Genomic DNA, 14,515 nt, shown 5'->3' on the forward strand with positions numbered 1-14,515 from the left:
GCGCACGCGCCGCCCGCACCCTCCCGCCGATGACCGACTACGCCGCCCTCGCTTCCGACATCCGCCGCTGGGGCGAGGAACTCGGCTTCCAGAAGATCGGCATCACCGGCATCGACCTCACGCCGGACGAAGCGCACCTGCTCGACTGGCTCGACGCCGGCCACCATGGCGAGATGGACTACATGGCGCGGCACGGCGCGCGTCGCAGCCGACCGGCGGAGCTGCAACCGGGCACGGTGCGCGTGATTTCGGCGCGACTCGACTACGCTCCGCCCGGCCTGCGCGAGGCGTGGAACGTGATCGGCGACGGCGAGCGCGGCTACGTGTCGCGCTATGCGCTCGGCCGCGACTACCACAAGGTACTGCGCGGCCGCCTGCAGAAGCTCGCCGACCGCATCGCCGGCGTCACCGGCCCGTTCGGCCATCGCGTCTTCACCGACTCGGCGCCGGTGCTCGAGAAGGCGCTCGCGCGCAACGCGGGTCTCGGCTGGATCGGCAAGCACACGCTGCTGCTCGATCGCGACGCCGGCTCCTGGTTCTTCCTCGGCGAGATTTACACCGACCTGCCGCTGCCGACCGATGCACCTGCCAGCGCGTACTGCGGCACCTGCTCGCGCTGCATCGACGTCTGCCCTACGCAGGCCATCGTCGCGCCGTACCGGCTCGATGCGCGCCGCTGCATCTCCTACCTCACGATCGAACTGCGCGGCGCCATCCCGGAAGACCTGCGCCCGCTGATCGGCAACCGCATCTTCGGTTGCGACGACTGCCAGCTCGTCTGCCCGTGGAACAAATTCGCGCAGGTGACCACCGTGGCGGACTTCGCGCCGCGCAGCGGCCTCGATTCGGCTCGCCTGGTCGACCTGTTCGCCTGGAGCGAAGCGGAGTTCCTCGCCCGCACCGAAGGCATGGCGATCCGCCGCACCGGCTACGAAGGCTGGTCACGCAACATCGCGGTCGCGCTCGGCAACGCCCCGACCCGCGACGACGTCGTGCGCGCGTTGCGTTCCCGCGCCGACGACCCGTCCGCCCTCGTGCGCGAACACGTCGCCTGGGCCCTCGCCCGCCACGCGTCCGCGCACGGCTGAGAGCTCTTCAGCTCTCGCTTCACTCGAAAAGTGCGGCCATGGATGGTCGCTCTGGAAGCCGGCGAGCCTCCCCGCACAACCCCCCAAGAAGATCCCATCCTCGGCGGTCACGGACGACCGCAAAAGCTAAGCCGCCTGCTTGGGGATCGAGCGATTCGTGTGCGTGATCTTGTTCTGCCGATCGACGTAGACGAGCTGCGGCTTGTGCTGCTCCGCCTCGGCCTCGCTGTACCCGCCGTACGCGCAGATGATGATGATGTCGCCCGGCTGCGCGCGGTGCGCCGCCGCGCCGTTGATCGAAATCACGCCCGAGCCTTCGTCGGCGCGGATCGCATACGTGGAAAAGCGCTCGCCGTTGTTGACGTTGTAGATGTGGATCTGCTCGTACTCGCGGATGCCCGAGGTGTCGAGCAGGTCGCCGTCGATCGCGCAGGAACCTTCGTAGTGGAGCTCCGCGTGGGTCACGCTGGCGCGGTGGATCTTCGCCTTGAGCATGTTGAGATGCATGGGTCGTCGACCTGGATTGTTGCGTGCGCGCAACAGGCGCTGGGGCAACCAGTATATCAAACGCTTGTGCAGGGCAGCATGGTGTGGCTCCGAATGCCGACAGGCCGACGCAAGCCCATGATTTTCAATAGATATACTGGAATCCAGGGCAAAAAAAACCCTCGCGCGACAACCGCTGCGAGGGTCTTAATCGGAGTGACGATTACCTACAATGCGCCCTGCGTGTCCTCGGAATCCGGCAACATGTTGCGCAAATCCCTAACGACGGTGGGAAGAATACCACAGCCTGCAACGAAAAAGCTACGCCGCGTCGATCGCGAGATTGTCGATGAGCCGCGTCGTCCCGAGCCGCGCCGCGACGAGCGCGACGAGACCGGCCGGCGCTTCGGTGCCCGTGGGCTCCGCGAGGTCGTCGGCGCGCCGCACGACCGCGTAGTCGGGAACCAGCCCCGCGCGCTCCAGCCCGCTGCGCGCGTCCCGCTCGACCTCGCCCATCGCCTGCCCTGACCGCACGCCCGCGCCCATGCGCTGCAGGACGGCGTGGATCGCTCCGGCACGCTCGCGCTGGGCGGCGTCGAGATACTGGTTGCGCGAGCTCATCGCGAGCCCGTTCGCCTCGCGCACGATCGGCGCGCCGACGACGTCGATCGCGTAGCCGAGGTCGCGCACCATGCGGCGGACCACGAGCAGTTGCTGGTAGTCCTTGCGCCCGAACACCGCGACCTGTGGCTGCACGAGATTGAAAAGTTTTGCGACGACCGTCGCCACGCCGTCGAAATGACCCGGGCGGATCGCGCCCTCGAGCACGTCCGTGACCTGCGGCACGCTGACCTTGACGCTCTGCGCGGTACCGAACGGATAGAGCTCGTCGACGCCGGGCAGGAACAGCACGTCACAGCCGTGCGCGGCGAGCCCGGCCGCGTCCGCCTCGGGGGTGCGCGGGTAGCGCGCGAAGTCCTCATTCGGGCCGAACTGGGTCGGGTTGACGAACACGCTCGCGACGACGACGTCGGCTTGCTCGCGTGCGATCCCGAGCAGCGAATGGTGGCCTGCGTGCAGGTTGCCCATGGTCGGCACGAAGCCGATTCGCCGGCCTTCGCGCCGCATCGGCGCGAGCAGCGCGCGCAATTCGGCAGCGGAAACGCAGGTGTGCATCATCAGTACGAATGCTCGGCGGCCGGGAACTCGCCGCTGCGCACCGCGGCCGCATAGGCGCTGATCGCGCCGAGCACGGAATTCGTACCGGCGAGGAAGTCCTTGCTGAAGCGCGGACGCTTGCCCGGCGTGATGCCGAGCAGGTCGTGCACGACGAGCACCTGGCCGTCGCAACCGGCGCCTGCGCCGATGCCGATCGTGGGTATGGCGAGGTCGCGCGAGATCTCGGTGGCGAGCCCGGCCGGCACGCACTCGAGCACGAGCAGGTCGGCGCCGGCGTCCTGCACCGCGCGCGCGTCGGCGCGCAGTTTCGCCGCGGTCGGTTCGTCGCGCCCCTGCACCTTGTAGCCGCCGAGGCGATGCACCGACTGCGGCGTGAGACCGAGATGCGCGCAGACGGGAACCTCGTGCCGCTTCAGCGCGTGGATGATCGTGCAGACCCACTCCGCGCCTTCGAGCTTGACCATCGCGGCGCCGCCCTCGCCGAGCAGGCGCGCGGTGTTGGCGAGCGCGAGATCCTCGTTGCGATAGCTCATGAACGGCAGGTCGGCGACGAGCAGCGGCCGACGCAGGCCGCGCGCGACGCAGGCGGTGTGGTAGACCATCGCATCCATCGTCACCGGCAACGTGCTCGCATGCCCTTGCACGACCATGCCGAGCGAGTCGCCGACCAGCACGAGGTCGACCCCGGCTTCGTCCGCGCGCGCGGCGATGCCCGCTTCGTAGGCGGTGATAGCGACGATCTTCTCGCCACGCCGCTTGCGGGCCTGCAGGTCCGGCACGGTGATCGGAACGGCGGGCGCTGTGTTCGCGTACATCGTCGAAACCTGCGGTGAAGGCCGCGCATTATCCTCCGCGCAGCGTGGGAACCGGAAGATGCGCCCATGCCGCGCGCATGCAAGGCGGGCCATTGCCCGCCGTCTCTCAGTCGAGCCGCACGACCTCGTCGGTATCGACCGCGGCGAGCAGGTCGCGCACCATGCCGGCACCGGCGATGACGAAATCCGGCGCGATCTCGGCCAGCGGCACGAGCACGAAGGCGCGCCGTTCGAGCTGCGGGTGCGGCAGCACGAGACCGGGCTCGTCGAGCTGCAGGTCGGCGCAGGCGAGCAGGTCGAGATCGAGCATGCGTGGCCCCCAGCGCGTGCCGTCGCGCACGCGGCCGTGGCTCCGCTCGATCGCGAGCAGGGCATCGAGCAGTTCGCGTGGCGCCAGCGTACTGGCGAGTTCGGCCACCGCATTGACGAACGCCGGCTGGTCCGTCACGCCCCATGGCGCGGTGCGATAGAGCGACGAGCGCGCGACGAGCCGCGTCGAGGCGAGCACGGCGAGGTCGTCGAAGGCACGTTCGACCTGGCGGCGTGGTTCGCCGAGGTTGCTGCCGAGCCCGACGAAGACGCGGCACGTGCCGCGATCAGTCACCGGCATCGACAGCCGAGGCCACGCCTGATTTCTTGCGGCGGCGGCGGCGCGGCCGCTTGCGCTTCGTCGCCGGCGGCGCTTCGCTGCCGGGCGGCGGCGGGGCGGACGCCAGGCGCTCGGCGAGCTGGTCCTGGTCGAGCTGTTGCGCCTCGGTCCACCACGCGGCGAGTTCGGCGAGTTCGGGCGATTCGTCGGCGCGCAGCACGAGGAAGTCGTAGGCGGCGCGGAAACGCGGATGTTCGAGGAGGCGGAATGCGCGCTTCTTCGTGCGCTGCGCGAAGCGCGGCTGCATCGCCCAGATTTCCTCCACCGCGATCGTGAAGCGCCGCGGCACGGCGACACGCTGCGCCTGTTCGCGCAGCACGCGCTCGGTGGCGTGTGACCATGCCGCGCCGACGTCGGCACCGGCGTCGACGGCCGCCTGCGCGGCGCGCCGCACCGGCTCCCACAACAGCGCGGCGAACAGGAACGCGGGCGTGACCGGCTTGTCCTCGCGCACGCGCGCGTCGGTGTTGGCGAGCGTCTGCTCGACGAGGCGGCGGAAATGCGCCGCGTCGCCTTGCGCGAGCACGCGCGCCGTCGCGGGAAACACGTGTTGCAGCAGGCCGTGCTGTTCGAGCGAACGGAAGCTCGCGAGGCCATGGCCACTGAGGAACAGCTTGAGTGATTCGTCGAACAGCCGCGCCGGCGGTGCTTCGGCGAGCAGCGGACCGAGCGCCGCGAACGGCGCGGCGGTCGCCGGCTCGATCGTGAAACCGAGCTTGGCGGCGAGGCGCGCGGCGCGCAGCATGCGCACGGGATCCTCGCGATAACGCTGTTCCGGATCGCCGATCAGGCGCAGCACGCGGTGCTGCAGGTCCTCCATGCCGCCGACCGAGTCAAGCACGCTGAAATCGGAAATGTCGTAGTAGAGCGCGTTGACGGTGAAGTCGCGGCGCACGGCGTCTTCCTCGATCGTGCCGTAGACGTTGTCGCGCACGAGCCGGCCGTCGACGAGATGGCGATCGCCGCTGCCGTCGTCGCTGCTGCCGCGGAACGTCGCGACCTCGACGATCTCGCGTCCGAACACCACGTGGGCAAGGCGGAAGCGCCGGCCGATGAGGCGGCAATTGCGGAACAGCGCGCGGACCTGTTCGGGCGTCGCATCGGTGGCGACATCGAAATCCTTGGGATGGCCGCCGAGCAGCAGGTCGCGCACCGCGCCGCCGACGAGGCAGGCGCGATGGCCGGCTTCGTGCAGCCGGTAGAGCACGCGCAGCGCACCCGCCGAGATGCTCTTGCGCGAAATCGCGTGCTCAGGGCGCGGGATGATGCGGAACGAGCCGGGGATGGGCGCTTCCTGTACGATTCGTTCCGACGTCATCCGCTGCTTCTGCTCCTGGTTTGCCGCGCGTTACCGATTCGTTATACTACGCAGCTCGGCAATTCCCCAAACGCTCCCTTCGTCTAGTGGCCCAGGACACCGCCCTCTCAAGGCGGGAACACGAGTTCGAACCTCGTAGGGAGCGCCAGGGATTTGCCTTGCGATCCTGCTTGATCGCGGCCTGATGAACCCCCTCGGAGCCGCACTTCAGCAGAGCGGCCAAACCTTGGCCGCACTTTCCGCGATCAGCCACTTCCCTGGAATGCTTCCCCCGGGGCCGGCGTCGCGATGCCGGGGCGGCTTCAGCCGCCATGCTCCCCCTCATACGAAACGCTGGCGTGCCCTGCCGGAGCCCAACCTCTGGGCGACCGCGGCGTCGCGGCACGCCGAGGCGCGACGTCGCGCACAGGGTGCGCTCCTGCAGGTGATGTGCGTCGCGCTTGCGTGGGGCTTCAGCCGCGACGAGGCATGACCGCCGCGGCGCGCTCACTTACAATGCGCGCCTCGCCACCGCATTCGAGCATCCATGCCCTTCGTCGTCATCGAGAACTGCATCAAGTGCAAGTACACCGACTGTGTCGAGGTCTGTCCGGTCGACTGCTTCCACGAAGGGCCGAACTTCCTCGTGATCGATCCCGAGGAGTGCATCGACTGCACGCTGTGCGAGCCGGAATGCCCGGCCAAGGCGATCTATCCCGAGGATGACGTGCCGGCGGGCCAGGAAGGCTTCATCGCGCTCAATGCCGAGCTCGCCAAGGTGTGGCCGGTGTTGACCGAACGGAAGGACGCGCCGCCGGACGCCAAGGAATGGGACGGCAAACCCGGCAAGCTGCCCTTGCTGGAACGCTGATCCGGCGCCTTGGTCGTTCCTGCCGGGCGCGTGCCCGGCAGGCCGACAAGCCGAAGCAGATCAGGACAGGCGGTCGCGCAGCGCCTGCAGCAATGCGCGCGCGGCGTCACGCGATGCATCGTCGTCCGCGCCTTCGACGCTGACGCGGCTGCCCGCGCCCTCCGCGGCGACCCGCACGGTCAGCTGCACGCGCGCCGTGGTCTTGTTGCCGGCGCGGCCGAGGGTGATCGCCCGCTTGAACCAGCCCGGCTTGCTCGTCGTCGTGCCGGTCGTCTCGACCGTGTATGTGTAGCCCGCGTCGTCGCGATTGACGATCGTCGCGGCGCCGGAACGCTCGAGCGCGAGGCCGACGCGCGACCAGGTGCTCGCGACCGCATCGGCCACCGTCAGGCCATTGCCGCTCAGCAAAGCACCCGGCGTCGCCGCGACGACAGGCGGCGGCGCTGCCGTGCCCGTATCGGCGCCCGGCGCGTTCGCGTCGACCGGCGCCGCGCCGGGCGTCGGCGTGGCGGCAGCGCGCGCGCTCACCGCCGGCACCGTCAGCGCACCGGCACTGTTGGGTGTGTCGAGGTCGGGCGGCACTTCCAGCGGTCGCGACTCGACCGCGGTCTTGTATTCGTCGTTCTTGCGCTCGAAATGGCGATGCATGAAGCCGCAGCCGCCGAGCAGCGACGCCGACACCAGCGCCGCCAGCAACGCAGAGATGTTCCGTCTCACAGATACCGTCCCGTCGTCAGTGATCTGCCTAGTCTACCCGACTACCCGACGGCGGGCGCCGCCTCGACCAGACCCAGTTCAGCCAGCACGCGGTCCGCGGCCGCGCGCAACGGCGGCGAGAGCTCGGTCAGGGGCAGCCGTGGCGTCGCCGAACCGAGGCCGAGCCGCGACAGGCACCACTTCAGCGGGATCGGGTTCGGCTCCAGCGCGAGCGCGTCGTAGAGCGGTCGCAGGCGACGATCGAGCTCGTTCGCCTGCGCCTCGTCGCGCCGCGCGCAGGCCTCGCACATCGCCGCGAACAAGGCGGGCGCGACATTGGCGGCGACCGAAATCACGCCGTCCGCGCCGGCGAGCTGTGCACGCGCGCAGGTCGGATCGTCGCCCGAGAGGATGCTGAACGATGGCGTCCGCAGCGCGAGCAGGTCGCGCATGCGCGCCTCCTCGCCGACGGCTTCCTTGATACCGGCGATGTTGCCGTGCCCGGCCAGGCGCGCGACCGTGTCGGGATGCAGGTCGCAGGCGGTCCGGCCCGGCACGTTGTAGAGCACGACCGGCACGCGGGCGTGATCGGCGACCTCGCTGAAATGGCGCAGCATTCCTTCCTGCGTCGGCCGCACGTAGGCCGGCGCGACGACGAGTGCGTAGTCGGCGCCCGCGTCCACCGCGCGCTGCGTCTGCACGATGGTCCTGCGCGTCGACGGCAGGCCGCTGCCCGCGAGCACCGGCACGCGCCCGGCGACGCGCGCGACCGCGAACGCGATCAGCGCCGGGTATTCGTCGTCGTCCAGCGCGGCCGCTTCACCGGTCGAGCCGGCGACGACGAGCGCGCGCGTTCCATCGGCGAGCTGCTGGTCGATGAGACGGCCGTAGGCGTCGAGGTCGAGGGCGCCGTCGCGCGCGCGGAACGGCGTCGCGAGTGCGCAGATGCTGCCTGAAAGAGCCACGCCGGAACCTGCCCTGCGGATCGGGAGCCGTCGATGGTACGAGGGAAGCTTCGCGCAAGTCCATGCGCTGGCGCGGGCGATTCGGGGCAATGCCGGGGCGCGTGCGGCGCCTTGCCGGGTCCGCTTGCGACCCCGGGGGTGCGCAAGTATTCTGCGATCGAGCGCATCGCCGGCCGGTGCGGCGGGCAGGACATGGGAACCGTGAAGCAGGCAGGAAGGCAGGCCCCGGGCGACGCCACGCGACCCGCTTCGAACGAGAACTACCTCCTCATCAGCGCCTTCGGCACTCCCGCGCATTCGCCGCTCGTCGCCCTCAGCAAGCGCATTTCCGAATGCGGCTGCAACCTCGCCGAAGCGCGCGTGTCCACGCTCGGCAACGAACTCAGTGTGCTCGCCCTGGCCCAGGGCGCGTGGGATGCGATCGCCAAGCTCGAGAACGCGCTGGCGCGACTGGATCGCGACGGCGAGCTGCGACTCACGCATTTCCGCACGAGCGCACGGCAACCGCAGGCGAACCTGCTGCCGTACGTGGTCGAGGTCGTCGCCGCCGACAAGACCGGCGTGCTGTTCCAGCTCGCCGAATTCTTCGAGCGCCAGAACATCACGATCGAGCAGTTGCATTCGACGCGTTACCGCGCGATGCAGACAGGGGCGGACATGTTCTCGGCGCAGATCACCATCGGCATCCCGAACACGATGCACATCGCCGCGCTGCGCGACGACTTCCTCGAGTTCTGCGACGGCCTCAACCTCGATGCCATCATGGACCCGATGAAGTTCTGACCATGCCCGACATCGGCAAGAAGGTTCCCAGTCTCAAGGGCGTCCTGCACGACGGCAGCACGCTCGCCCTCGCGGACTTCCGCGGCCAGGCCGTGGTGGTATACTTCTACCCGAAGGACAACACGCCCGGCTGCACCAACGAGGCGCACGGCTTCCGCGACCTCTACAAGCAGTTCCGCAAGGCCGGCTGCGAGATCGTCGGCGTCTCGCGCGATTCGTCCGCCTCGCACGCGAAGTTCCGCGACAAGCACGCGCTGCCGTTCCCGCTCGTCGCCGACACCGACGAAACGTGGTGCAACGCGTTCGGCGTGCTCGGCGAAAAGACGCTGTACGGGCGCAAGTTCGTCGGCGTCATCCGCAGCACCTTCCTCGTCGACGCGGAAGGTACCCTCGTCGAGGAATGGCGCAACGTGCGCGTGCCCGGACACGCCGCCGCCGTGCTGGAGCGCGCCACCCGGCTGTGACCGACATCCCGCTCCGCCGCATCCCGAACGGGAACCTCGACCGACCGCCCTGCCGGCGGACGTTCGAGACGGCGAGCCGCTCCCTGCACCGGCGCCCGCGGCGACGCCTGCCGTTCCCGATGTTGCCGCACGACCCGCCCGCGCACCGGCGCGTGCGCGGCCCTTCCTTCCCGCACGAGGCTCCCGCATGACTCGAGGCAAGCGCATCTACGTACTCGACACCAACGTGCTCATGCATGACCCCACGGCGCTGTTCCGCTTCGAGGAGCACGACGTGTTCATCCCGATGACGGTGCTCGAGGAACTGGATGCCGCGAAGAAAGGCACCTCGGAGACATCGCGCAACGCACGCCAGGTCAGCCGCTTCCTCAACGAACTCATGGTCGCGGGCAACGGCCACCCGATCGAGGACGGCGTCGAGCTGCGCCTGCCGCAGGGCCTGCAGCTCGATCGCAAGCCGAAGGCGGGGCGCCTGTATTTCCAGACCAATGCGCATGTCGCCGTCGACAAGCGCTCGACGCGCACGATGCCGGACAACCTCATCCTCGCGGCGGTCGTCGGCCTGCGCGAGGCGCGCCCGCGCGAGCCCGTCGTGCTGGTGTCCAAGGACATCAACCTGCGCATCAAGGCGAAGATCTACGGCATCACCGCCGAGGACTACGAGAACGACCGCGCGCTCGACGACTTCAGCCTGCTCTACAACGGCCTCGCCGAACTCCCCGGGAACTTCTGGGACCGCCATGGCGAGCTGCGCTCGTGGTCGGAACGCGGCCGCACGTTCTACGAGGTGAGGCGGCGCAAGGACGAGGACTGGCATCCGAACCAGAACCTCTACCTCCCGGGCGAGGACGAGGTCGAGTTGCGCGTGCTGCGCCTGGAAGGCCACAAGGCGGTACTGCAGATCGTCGACGACTACCGCATCGGTGCCTCGCATTCGGTGTGGGGCATCCAGGCGCGCAATCGCGAGCAGAACTTCGCCCTCAATGCGCTGATGGACCCGGAAATCGACTTCGTCACCCTGCTCGGCACCGCCGGCACCGGCAAGACGCTGCTCGCACTGGCCGCCGGACTCGCCCAGGTCATGGACCAGCAGCGCTACCGCGAGATCATCATGACGCGCGCGACCGTCTCGGTCGGCGAAGACATCGGCTTCCTGCCGGGTACCGAAGAGGAGAAGATGACGCCGTGGATGGGCGCGCTCACCGACAACCTCGAGGTGCTGACCAATCCGCAGGAAGGCGGCGCCTGGGGTCGCGCGGCGACCAACGACCTGCTCGCCTCGCGCATCAAGATCCGTTCGATGAACTTCATGCGCGGGCGCACCTTCCTCAACCGCTACGTGATCATCGACGAGGCGCAGAACCTCACGCCGAAGCAGATGAAGACGCTGGTCACGCGCGCGGGCCCGGGCAGCAAGATCATCTGCCTCGGCAACGTCGAGCAGATCGATACGCCCTACCTTACCGAGACGACGTCGGGCCTCACCTACGCCGTCGACCGGTTCAAGGACTGGGAGCACAGCGCGCACATCACGCTGCGTCGCGGCGAGCGCTCGCGCCTGGCCGACTACGCGTCCGAGGTGCTCTGAGCGTCGCGCGGTCCGGTCTGCGCCGGTCCGGACGGCTGTGCGGGCACCGTGACGGAGTAATCACTGCCGTCGGGCAAAGGCAGCGAGAAGCTGCCGTCGTGGTCGAACGGCGGGGCGATGCCGTTGATCCGAAGCACCAGGCCCATGCCGACCACGCCGCTGACGGTCTCGAAAGCACGACGCCCGCGAATGCGGGCGTCGGCAAAGGCGATGGAACCCGATGTGCTCAGAAGCGCGTCGACCAGAGCGCCTCGAACTCGAATCGGCCTGCCGTCGCGTTCTCGCGCGAAACGTAGGTCGGCATCAGCAGGAAGTACGGCGAGGTCGCGTAGCTCGCCGAGAAGCTCACGCTCGTCGCCTCGCCGAACGGCCGTGCCCAGGCGAGCGAATACATGCCCTTCGCGGTCGCGGACGAGAGCGCATCCTCGAGCAGGCGGGAGGTCGGCACCGGCTGCTGGCGCGTGGTGTAGCGCATCTGCAGGCTGCCGACGTGCGGGTCACGCAGGGTCCATCCGAGGCTGTAGACGTCGAGGTCGCGCCAGGCGAACACGGGGCTCGAACTGTCGCCGAGCAGGGCGAGGAAGCGCGTGGGCAGGTTCGAACTCGTGAACGGACGGATCCTGCTGTACTGCACGCGCTGCATGCCCGCGTCGATGGACAGCTCCGGCGTGAGCGAATAACTCAGCGTCGCGAGCGCGCTCGCGGGGATGTCGAAGTCGGCCGCGTCGGCGAACACGCCGCGATAGTTCGAGAACGCATCCATGCCGACGCGCGACTGGTAGCCGAAGGTCCAATGCAGGCGCTCGCCGAGGTCGTTGCCGACGTCGAGGCGCGCACCCGCGCCGTAGGAGCTGTCGCGCTGCCAGGCCGGCAGCGGATACCAGCCATCGACGGTGGTGCCGAGGCCGAAGCTCGCGAAGCGCTGGTAGGCGAGCACGCCGGTGAGGCGCAGGCTGCCGGTTTCGCCCCACGTCGTCGCCAGCGAAGGCGCGACGACGGTCCGCTGCAGGCCGGGGGAAGGCACGGCGAGGTTCTGCGGTTGCACGGGCGGCATCACCGCGGGCGTGTCGGAAACGGTGCCGGTCGCGACCGAAATGGACAGCCGCGCCGGCGCTTTCGCGCGCGCCTCGAACAGCGGCGCGCGCGCGATCTCGCCGGAATAGTTGTCGAGCACGTCCGGCGCGACGAGCGCCTGCGGCTGCAAGGCCCACGAGAATTGCGGCGTGATGCTGGCGAGCGCGTAGTCGTGCCAGCGCGCAAGCGCGGAGCTGCTCGCCGACGGCGGTGCGAACGCATCCGCGGCCGAGCGCCCCTCGAGCGGGGCGGCCTGCGCCATCATCGAAAAAAACGGGAGCGCCAGCCCTGTGCCGAGCGCTCCCATCCATCTCCCTGCGGTAGCTGTTGCCCGCTGCATCGCCCTGCTGCGATCGTGAGAAAGGTTGTGGTGTAATCCCCGCGCTATCGTTTGCGAAAACGCAACAGTTGTCAAGCGAAAAACGCCGCAGGTTACGCCCTAACCCGTTAGGAAACCGGCGTTTTCGCCACCTCATTGTGACGCAGTCGAGTCTTCGGGCAGCGTCGCGAAAACACAACAACGAGCAAGGACATGCCGACCCGCCGCATCCCGACCGCCCTCACCATCGCCGGCTCCGACTCGGGCGGCGGCGCGGGCATCCACGCCGACCTGCACACATTCGCCGCGTTCGGCGTGCACGGCACCAGCGCGATCACCGCGTTGACCGCCCAGCACACCCGCGGCGTCGAGGCGATCCATACCGCGCCGACCGCCTTCCTGCACGCCCAGATCGAGGCGGTACTCGGCGATTTTCGCGTCGGCGCGGTCAAGCTGGGCATGCTCGCGACGCCCGCGATCGCGCAGGCGGTCGCTGGCGCGCTGGCGACGCGGCCGCGCCTGCCGGTCGTGCTCGACCCCGTGCTCGTCGCGACCACGGGCGCGCGGCTGGGCACGCAGTCGCTGGTCGCGAGCCTGCGTCGACGGCTGCTGCCGCTCGCGACGCTCGTGACGCCGAACATCCCGGAGGCGGAAGCGCTGCTCGGTCGGCGCATCGCCTCGCGCGACGCCATGCTCGAGGCGGCGCACGCGTTGCGCGAAGCGGGCGCTCGCGCCGTGCTGCTCAAGGGCGGGCACCTGCGCGGCGCCGAGGTTGCGGATCTGCTGCTCGGCGCGGGCGGCGAACACTGGTTCCAACAGCGCCGGCGGCGCGGTGAATTCCACGGTACCGGGTGTTCGCTGTCGGCCGCGATCGCCGCCGGCCTCGCGCTCGGGCGACCGCTCGACGACGCGGTCGAGGCGGCGATCGGCTTCGTGCAGCGCGCGATCGCCGCGGGCTATCGCCCCGGCCGCGGCGCGCTGCAGGTGCTCGATTTCACCGCCGCCGCACCCTGAACCGCCGCGGGCGGCCGCGCCTCAGGCGAGGCGTTGGATGATCGCGTCGGCGAACGTTGCAGTGCTGCCGCTGCCGCCGAGGTCCGGCGTGACGCGGTCGCGCGCCTCGAGCGTCGCGCGGATCGCGCCACGCAGGCGGTTCGCGTCGCCGGGGAGCTCGAGATGATCGAGCATCTGCGCCGCGCCGAGCAGCAGCGCGCACGGATTGGCAATGCCCTTGCCGGCGATGTCCGGCGCCGAACCGTGCACGGCCTCGAAGATCGCGGCGTCGGCGCCGATGTTTGCGCCCGGCGCGAGGCCGAGGCCGCCGACGAGGCCCGCGCAGAGGTCGGAAATGATGTCGCCGAACAGGTTGGTCGTGACGATCACGTCGAACTGCTCGGGCTTCATGACCAGCTGCATGCAGCAGTTGTCGACGATGAGCTCGTTGCAGGCGATGTCAGGGTATTGCGCTGCGACTTCGCGCGCGACCTTGAGGAACAGGCCGGACGTCGACTTGAGAATGTTCGCCTTGTGCACGACCGTGACCTTCTTGCGGCCATTCCGGCGCGCGAGGTCGAACGCATAGCGCACGATGCGTTCCGAACCCTTGCGCGTGATCTTCTGTACCAGCGTCGCGGTGGCGCCGTCCTCCGACACCTGCTGCCCTTCGCCGGCGTAGGCACCCTCGGTGTTCTCGCGCACGGTGATGAGGTCGACGTTCTCGGGGAAGCGCGAGCGCGTATTGGGGAAGGAAATCGCCGGGCGCACGTTCGCGTACAGGTCGAACTTGCGACGCAACAGCACGTTGATCGAGCTGAAGCCTTCGCCGACCGGCGTCGTCAGCGGGCTCTTCAGCGCGATGCGGTGCCTGGCGATCGCGTCGATCGTCGCCTGGGGCAGCAGGTCGCCGCATTGTTCATAGGCGGCGAGGCCCGCTTCGACGAAGTCGTACTCGAGGCCGAGCTTCATCGCGTCGAGCACGCGAAGCGTCGCTTCCATGATTTCCGGGCCGATGCCGTCGCCGCGGATCACAGCAATGGTGTTGTTCATGAATCCAGCTCCGTGCGGCGGGTCGATGCACGCCGTTCGTGACACGCCGCCGCGGTGCGGCCGTGCGGCCGTCGCGGTTCCGGCAAGGTGGGAATGGCGGCGGACGCCGCGCGAAAAACCCTTTTGCGACAAGACGATCGCCGCATCCGAGGCTTGCCTGGACCGGCGCAGTCGCGCATTATCCGCGAATGTCAC

At 69.2% G+C, this 14,515-nt stretch carries 16 protein-coding genes and 1 tRNA gene; 7 read left to right on the top strand and 10 right to left on the bottom strand.

Going from position 1 to position 14,515, the window contains the following annotated elements; genetic code table 11:
- The first annotated feature begins 29 nt into the window (after nt 1-29).
- The gene (gene queG, locus EV148_RS05440) at nt 30-1,088 is read left to right on the top strand and encodes a tRNA epoxyqueuosine(34) reductase QueG (RefSeq protein WP_131994689.1); all 1,059 of its coding nucleotides are present in this window, start codon (nt 30-32) and stop codon (nt 1,086-1,088) included.
- A gap of 126 nt (nt 1,089-1,214) precedes the next feature.
- Here queG and panD read toward each other — a convergent pair whose 3' ends face one another.
- The 5 genes from panD to pcnB form a co-directional block, all read right to left on the bottom strand.
- A complete protein-coding gene (gene panD / locus EV148_RS05445; RefSeq protein WP_131994692.1) occupies nt 1,215-1,595 on the bottom strand; it encodes an aspartate 1-decarboxylase in 381 nt (126 codons plus the stop codon).
- Between the two features lie 300 nt (nt 1,596-1,895).
- Complete coding sequence (gene panC / locus EV148_RS05450) at nt 1,896-2,750, bottom strand: pantoate--beta-alanine ligase (RefSeq protein ID WP_131995491.1); 855 nt, start codon at nt 2,748-2,750, stop codon at nt 1,896-1,898.
- Nucleotides 2,751-2,752: 2 nt separating this feature from the next.
- Nucleotides 2,753-3,568, bottom strand: a complete 816-nt coding sequence (gene panB, locus EV148_RS05455) for a 3-methyl-2-oxobutanoate hydroxymethyltransferase (protein WP_131994695.1) — start codon at nt 3,566-3,568, stop codon at nt 2,753-2,755.
- Between the two features lie 106 nt (nt 3,569-3,674).
- The gene (gene folK / locus EV148_RS05460) at nt 3,675-4,172 is read right to left on the bottom strand and encodes a 2-amino-4-hydroxy-6-hydroxymethyldihydropteridine diphosphokinase (RefSeq protein ID WP_241987988.1); all 498 of its coding nucleotides are present in this window, start codon (nt 4,170-4,172) and stop codon (nt 3,675-3,677) included.
- The gene (gene pcnB / locus EV148_RS05465) at nt 4,165-5,535 is read right to left on the bottom strand and encodes a polynucleotide adenylyltransferase PcnB (RefSeq protein ID WP_131994701.1); all 1,371 of its coding nucleotides are present in this window, start codon (nt 5,533-5,535) and stop codon (nt 4,165-4,167) included. Before pcnB ends, folK begins: the two co-directional genes overlap by 8 nt.
- Before the next feature lie 72 nt (nt 5,536-5,607).
- On the opposite strand from pcnB, the gene EV148_RS05470 reads away from it, so the two are divergent.
- Nucleotides 5,608-5,683: transfer RNA gene (locus tag EV148_RS05470), tRNA-Glu, on the top strand.
- Nucleotides 5,684-6,061: 378 nt separating this feature from the next.
- The gene (gene fdxA, locus EV148_RS05475; RefSeq protein ID WP_131994704.1) at nt 6,062-6,385 is read left to right on the top strand and encodes a ferredoxin FdxA; all 324 of its coding nucleotides are present in this window, start codon (nt 6,062-6,064) and stop codon (nt 6,383-6,385) included.
- Nucleotides 6,386-6,445: 60 nt separating this feature from the next.
- Here the strand turns inward: fdxA and EV148_RS05480 are convergent, their stop codons facing one another.
- Together EV148_RS05480 and dapA are read right to left on the bottom strand one after the other, a co-directional pair.
- On the bottom strand, nt 6,446-7,081 hold the full coding sequence (locus tag EV148_RS05480) for a hypothetical protein (RefSeq protein ID WP_131994707.1): 636 nt from the start codon (nt 7,079-7,081) through the stop codon (nt 6,446-6,448).
- 62 nt (nt 7,082-7,143) lie between these two features.
- Nucleotides 7,144-8,046 (bottom strand): 4-hydroxy-tetrahydrodipicolinate synthase, encoded by a 903-nt coding sequence (gene dapA / locus EV148_RS05485; RefSeq protein WP_131994710.1) that lies wholly within the window; start codon nt 8,044-8,046, stop codon nt 7,144-7,146.
- A 201-nt stretch (nt 8,047-8,247) separates the two neighbouring features.
- Here dapA and EV148_RS05490 point away from each other — a divergent pair, with 201 nt between their 5' ends.
- The 3 genes from EV148_RS05490 (at nt 8,248) to EV148_RS05500 (ending at nt 10,881) form a co-directional block, all read left to right on the top strand.
- Entirely contained in the window at nt 8,248-8,829 is a 582-nt protein-coding gene (locus EV148_RS05490; protein WP_241987989.1) for a glycine cleavage system transcriptional repressor, read from the top strand.
- A 2-nt stretch (nt 8,830-8,831) separates the two neighbouring features.
- Complete coding sequence (locus EV148_RS05495) at nt 8,832-9,293, top strand: peroxiredoxin (protein ID WP_131994713.1); 462 nt, start codon at nt 8,832-8,834, stop codon at nt 9,291-9,293.
- A gap of 187 nt (nt 9,294-9,480) precedes the next feature.
- Nucleotides 9,481-10,881: a PhoH family protein gene (locus EV148_RS05500; protein ID WP_131994716.1), complete on the top strand. Its 1,401-nt coding sequence runs from the start codon at nt 9,481-9,483 to the stop codon at nt 10,879-10,881.
- On the opposite strand, the gene EV148_RS18395 is transcribed toward EV148_RS05500, so the two are convergent.
- Both EV148_RS18395 and EV148_RS05505 read right to left on the bottom strand, forming a co-directional pair.
- Nucleotides 10,860-11,027, bottom strand: a complete 168-nt coding sequence (locus EV148_RS18395) for a hypothetical protein (protein ID WP_158287337.1) — start codon at nt 11,025-11,027, stop codon at nt 10,860-10,862. The two genes, EV148_RS05500 and EV148_RS18395, sit on opposite strands and share 22 nt — an antisense overlap.
- An 80-nt stretch (nt 11,028-11,107) precedes the next feature.
- Complete coding sequence (locus EV148_RS05505; RefSeq protein ID WP_131994719.1) at nt 11,108-12,220, bottom strand: hypothetical protein; 1,113 nt, start codon at nt 12,218-12,220, stop codon at nt 11,108-11,110.
- Between the two features lie 267 nt (nt 12,221-12,487).
- Here EV148_RS05505 and thiD point away from each other — a divergent pair, with 267 nt between their 5' ends.
- Nucleotides 12,488-13,288 (top strand): bifunctional hydroxymethylpyrimidine kinase/phosphomethylpyrimidine kinase, encoded by an 801-nt coding sequence (thiD, locus tag EV148_RS05510; RefSeq protein ID WP_131994722.1) that lies wholly within the window; start codon nt 12,488-12,490, stop codon nt 13,286-13,288.
- Nucleotides 13,289-13,309: 21 nt separating this feature from the next.
- On the opposite strand, the gene EV148_RS05515 is transcribed toward thiD, so the two are convergent.
- Nucleotides 13,310-14,320 carry an isocitrate dehydrogenase gene (locus EV148_RS05515; protein WP_131994725.1) on the bottom strand — a complete coding sequence of 337 codons (1,011 nt, stop codon included), beginning with the start codon at nt 14,318-14,320 and terminating at the stop codon, nt 13,310-13,312.
- Nucleotides 14,321-14,515: the final 195 nt, after the last annotated feature.

This window comes from Dokdonella fugitiva (assembly GCF_004342425.1).
Taxonomy (GTDB): domain Bacteria; phylum Pseudomonadota; class Gammaproteobacteria; order Xanthomonadales; family Rhodanobacteraceae; genus Dokdonella_A; species Dokdonella_A fugitiva.

Coding starts and splice junctions, on each gene's coding strand:
- queG (WP_131994689.1), top strand. CDS start 30: ATGACCGACTACGCCGCCCTCGCTTCCGACATCCGCCGCTGGGGCGAG.
- panD (WP_131994692.1), bottom strand. CDS start 1,595: ATGCATCTCAACATGCTCAAGGCGAAGATCCACCGCGCCAGCGTGACC.
- panC (WP_131995491.1), bottom strand. CDS start 2,750: ATGCACACCTGCGTTTCCGCTGCCGAATTGCGCGCGCTGCTCGCGCCG.
- panB (WP_131994695.1), bottom strand. CDS start 3,568: ATGTACGCGAACACAGCGCCCGCCGTTCCGATCACCGTGCCGGACCTG.
- pcnB (WP_131994701.1), bottom strand. CDS start 5,535: ATGACGTCGGAACGAATCGTACAGGAAGCGCCCATCCCCGGCTCGTTC.
- fdxA (WP_131994704.1), top strand. CDS start 6,062: ATGCCCTTCGTCGTCATCGAGAACTGCATCAAGTGCAAGTACACCGAC.
- EV148_RS05495 (WP_131994713.1), top strand. CDS start 8,832: ATGCCCGACATCGGCAAGAAGGTTCCCAGTCTCAAGGGCGTCCTGCAC.
- EV148_RS05500 (WP_131994716.1), top strand. CDS start 9,481: ATGACTCGAGGCAAGCGCATCTACGTACTCGACACCAACGTGCTCATG.
- EV148_RS18395 (WP_158287337.1), bottom strand. CDS start 11,027: ATGGGCCTGGTGCTTCGGATCAACGGCATCGCCCCGCCGTTCGACCAC.
- EV148_RS05505 (WP_131994719.1), bottom strand. CDS start 12,220: ATGATGGCGCAGGCCGCCCCGCTCGAGGGGCGCTCGGCCGCGGATGCG.
- thiD (WP_131994722.1), top strand. CDS start 12,488: ATGCCGACCCGCCGCATCCCGACCGCCCTCACCATCGCCGGCTCCGAC.
- EV148_RS05515 (WP_131994725.1), bottom strand. CDS start 14,320: ATGAACAACACCATTGCTGTGATCCGCGGCGACGGCATCGGCCCGGAA.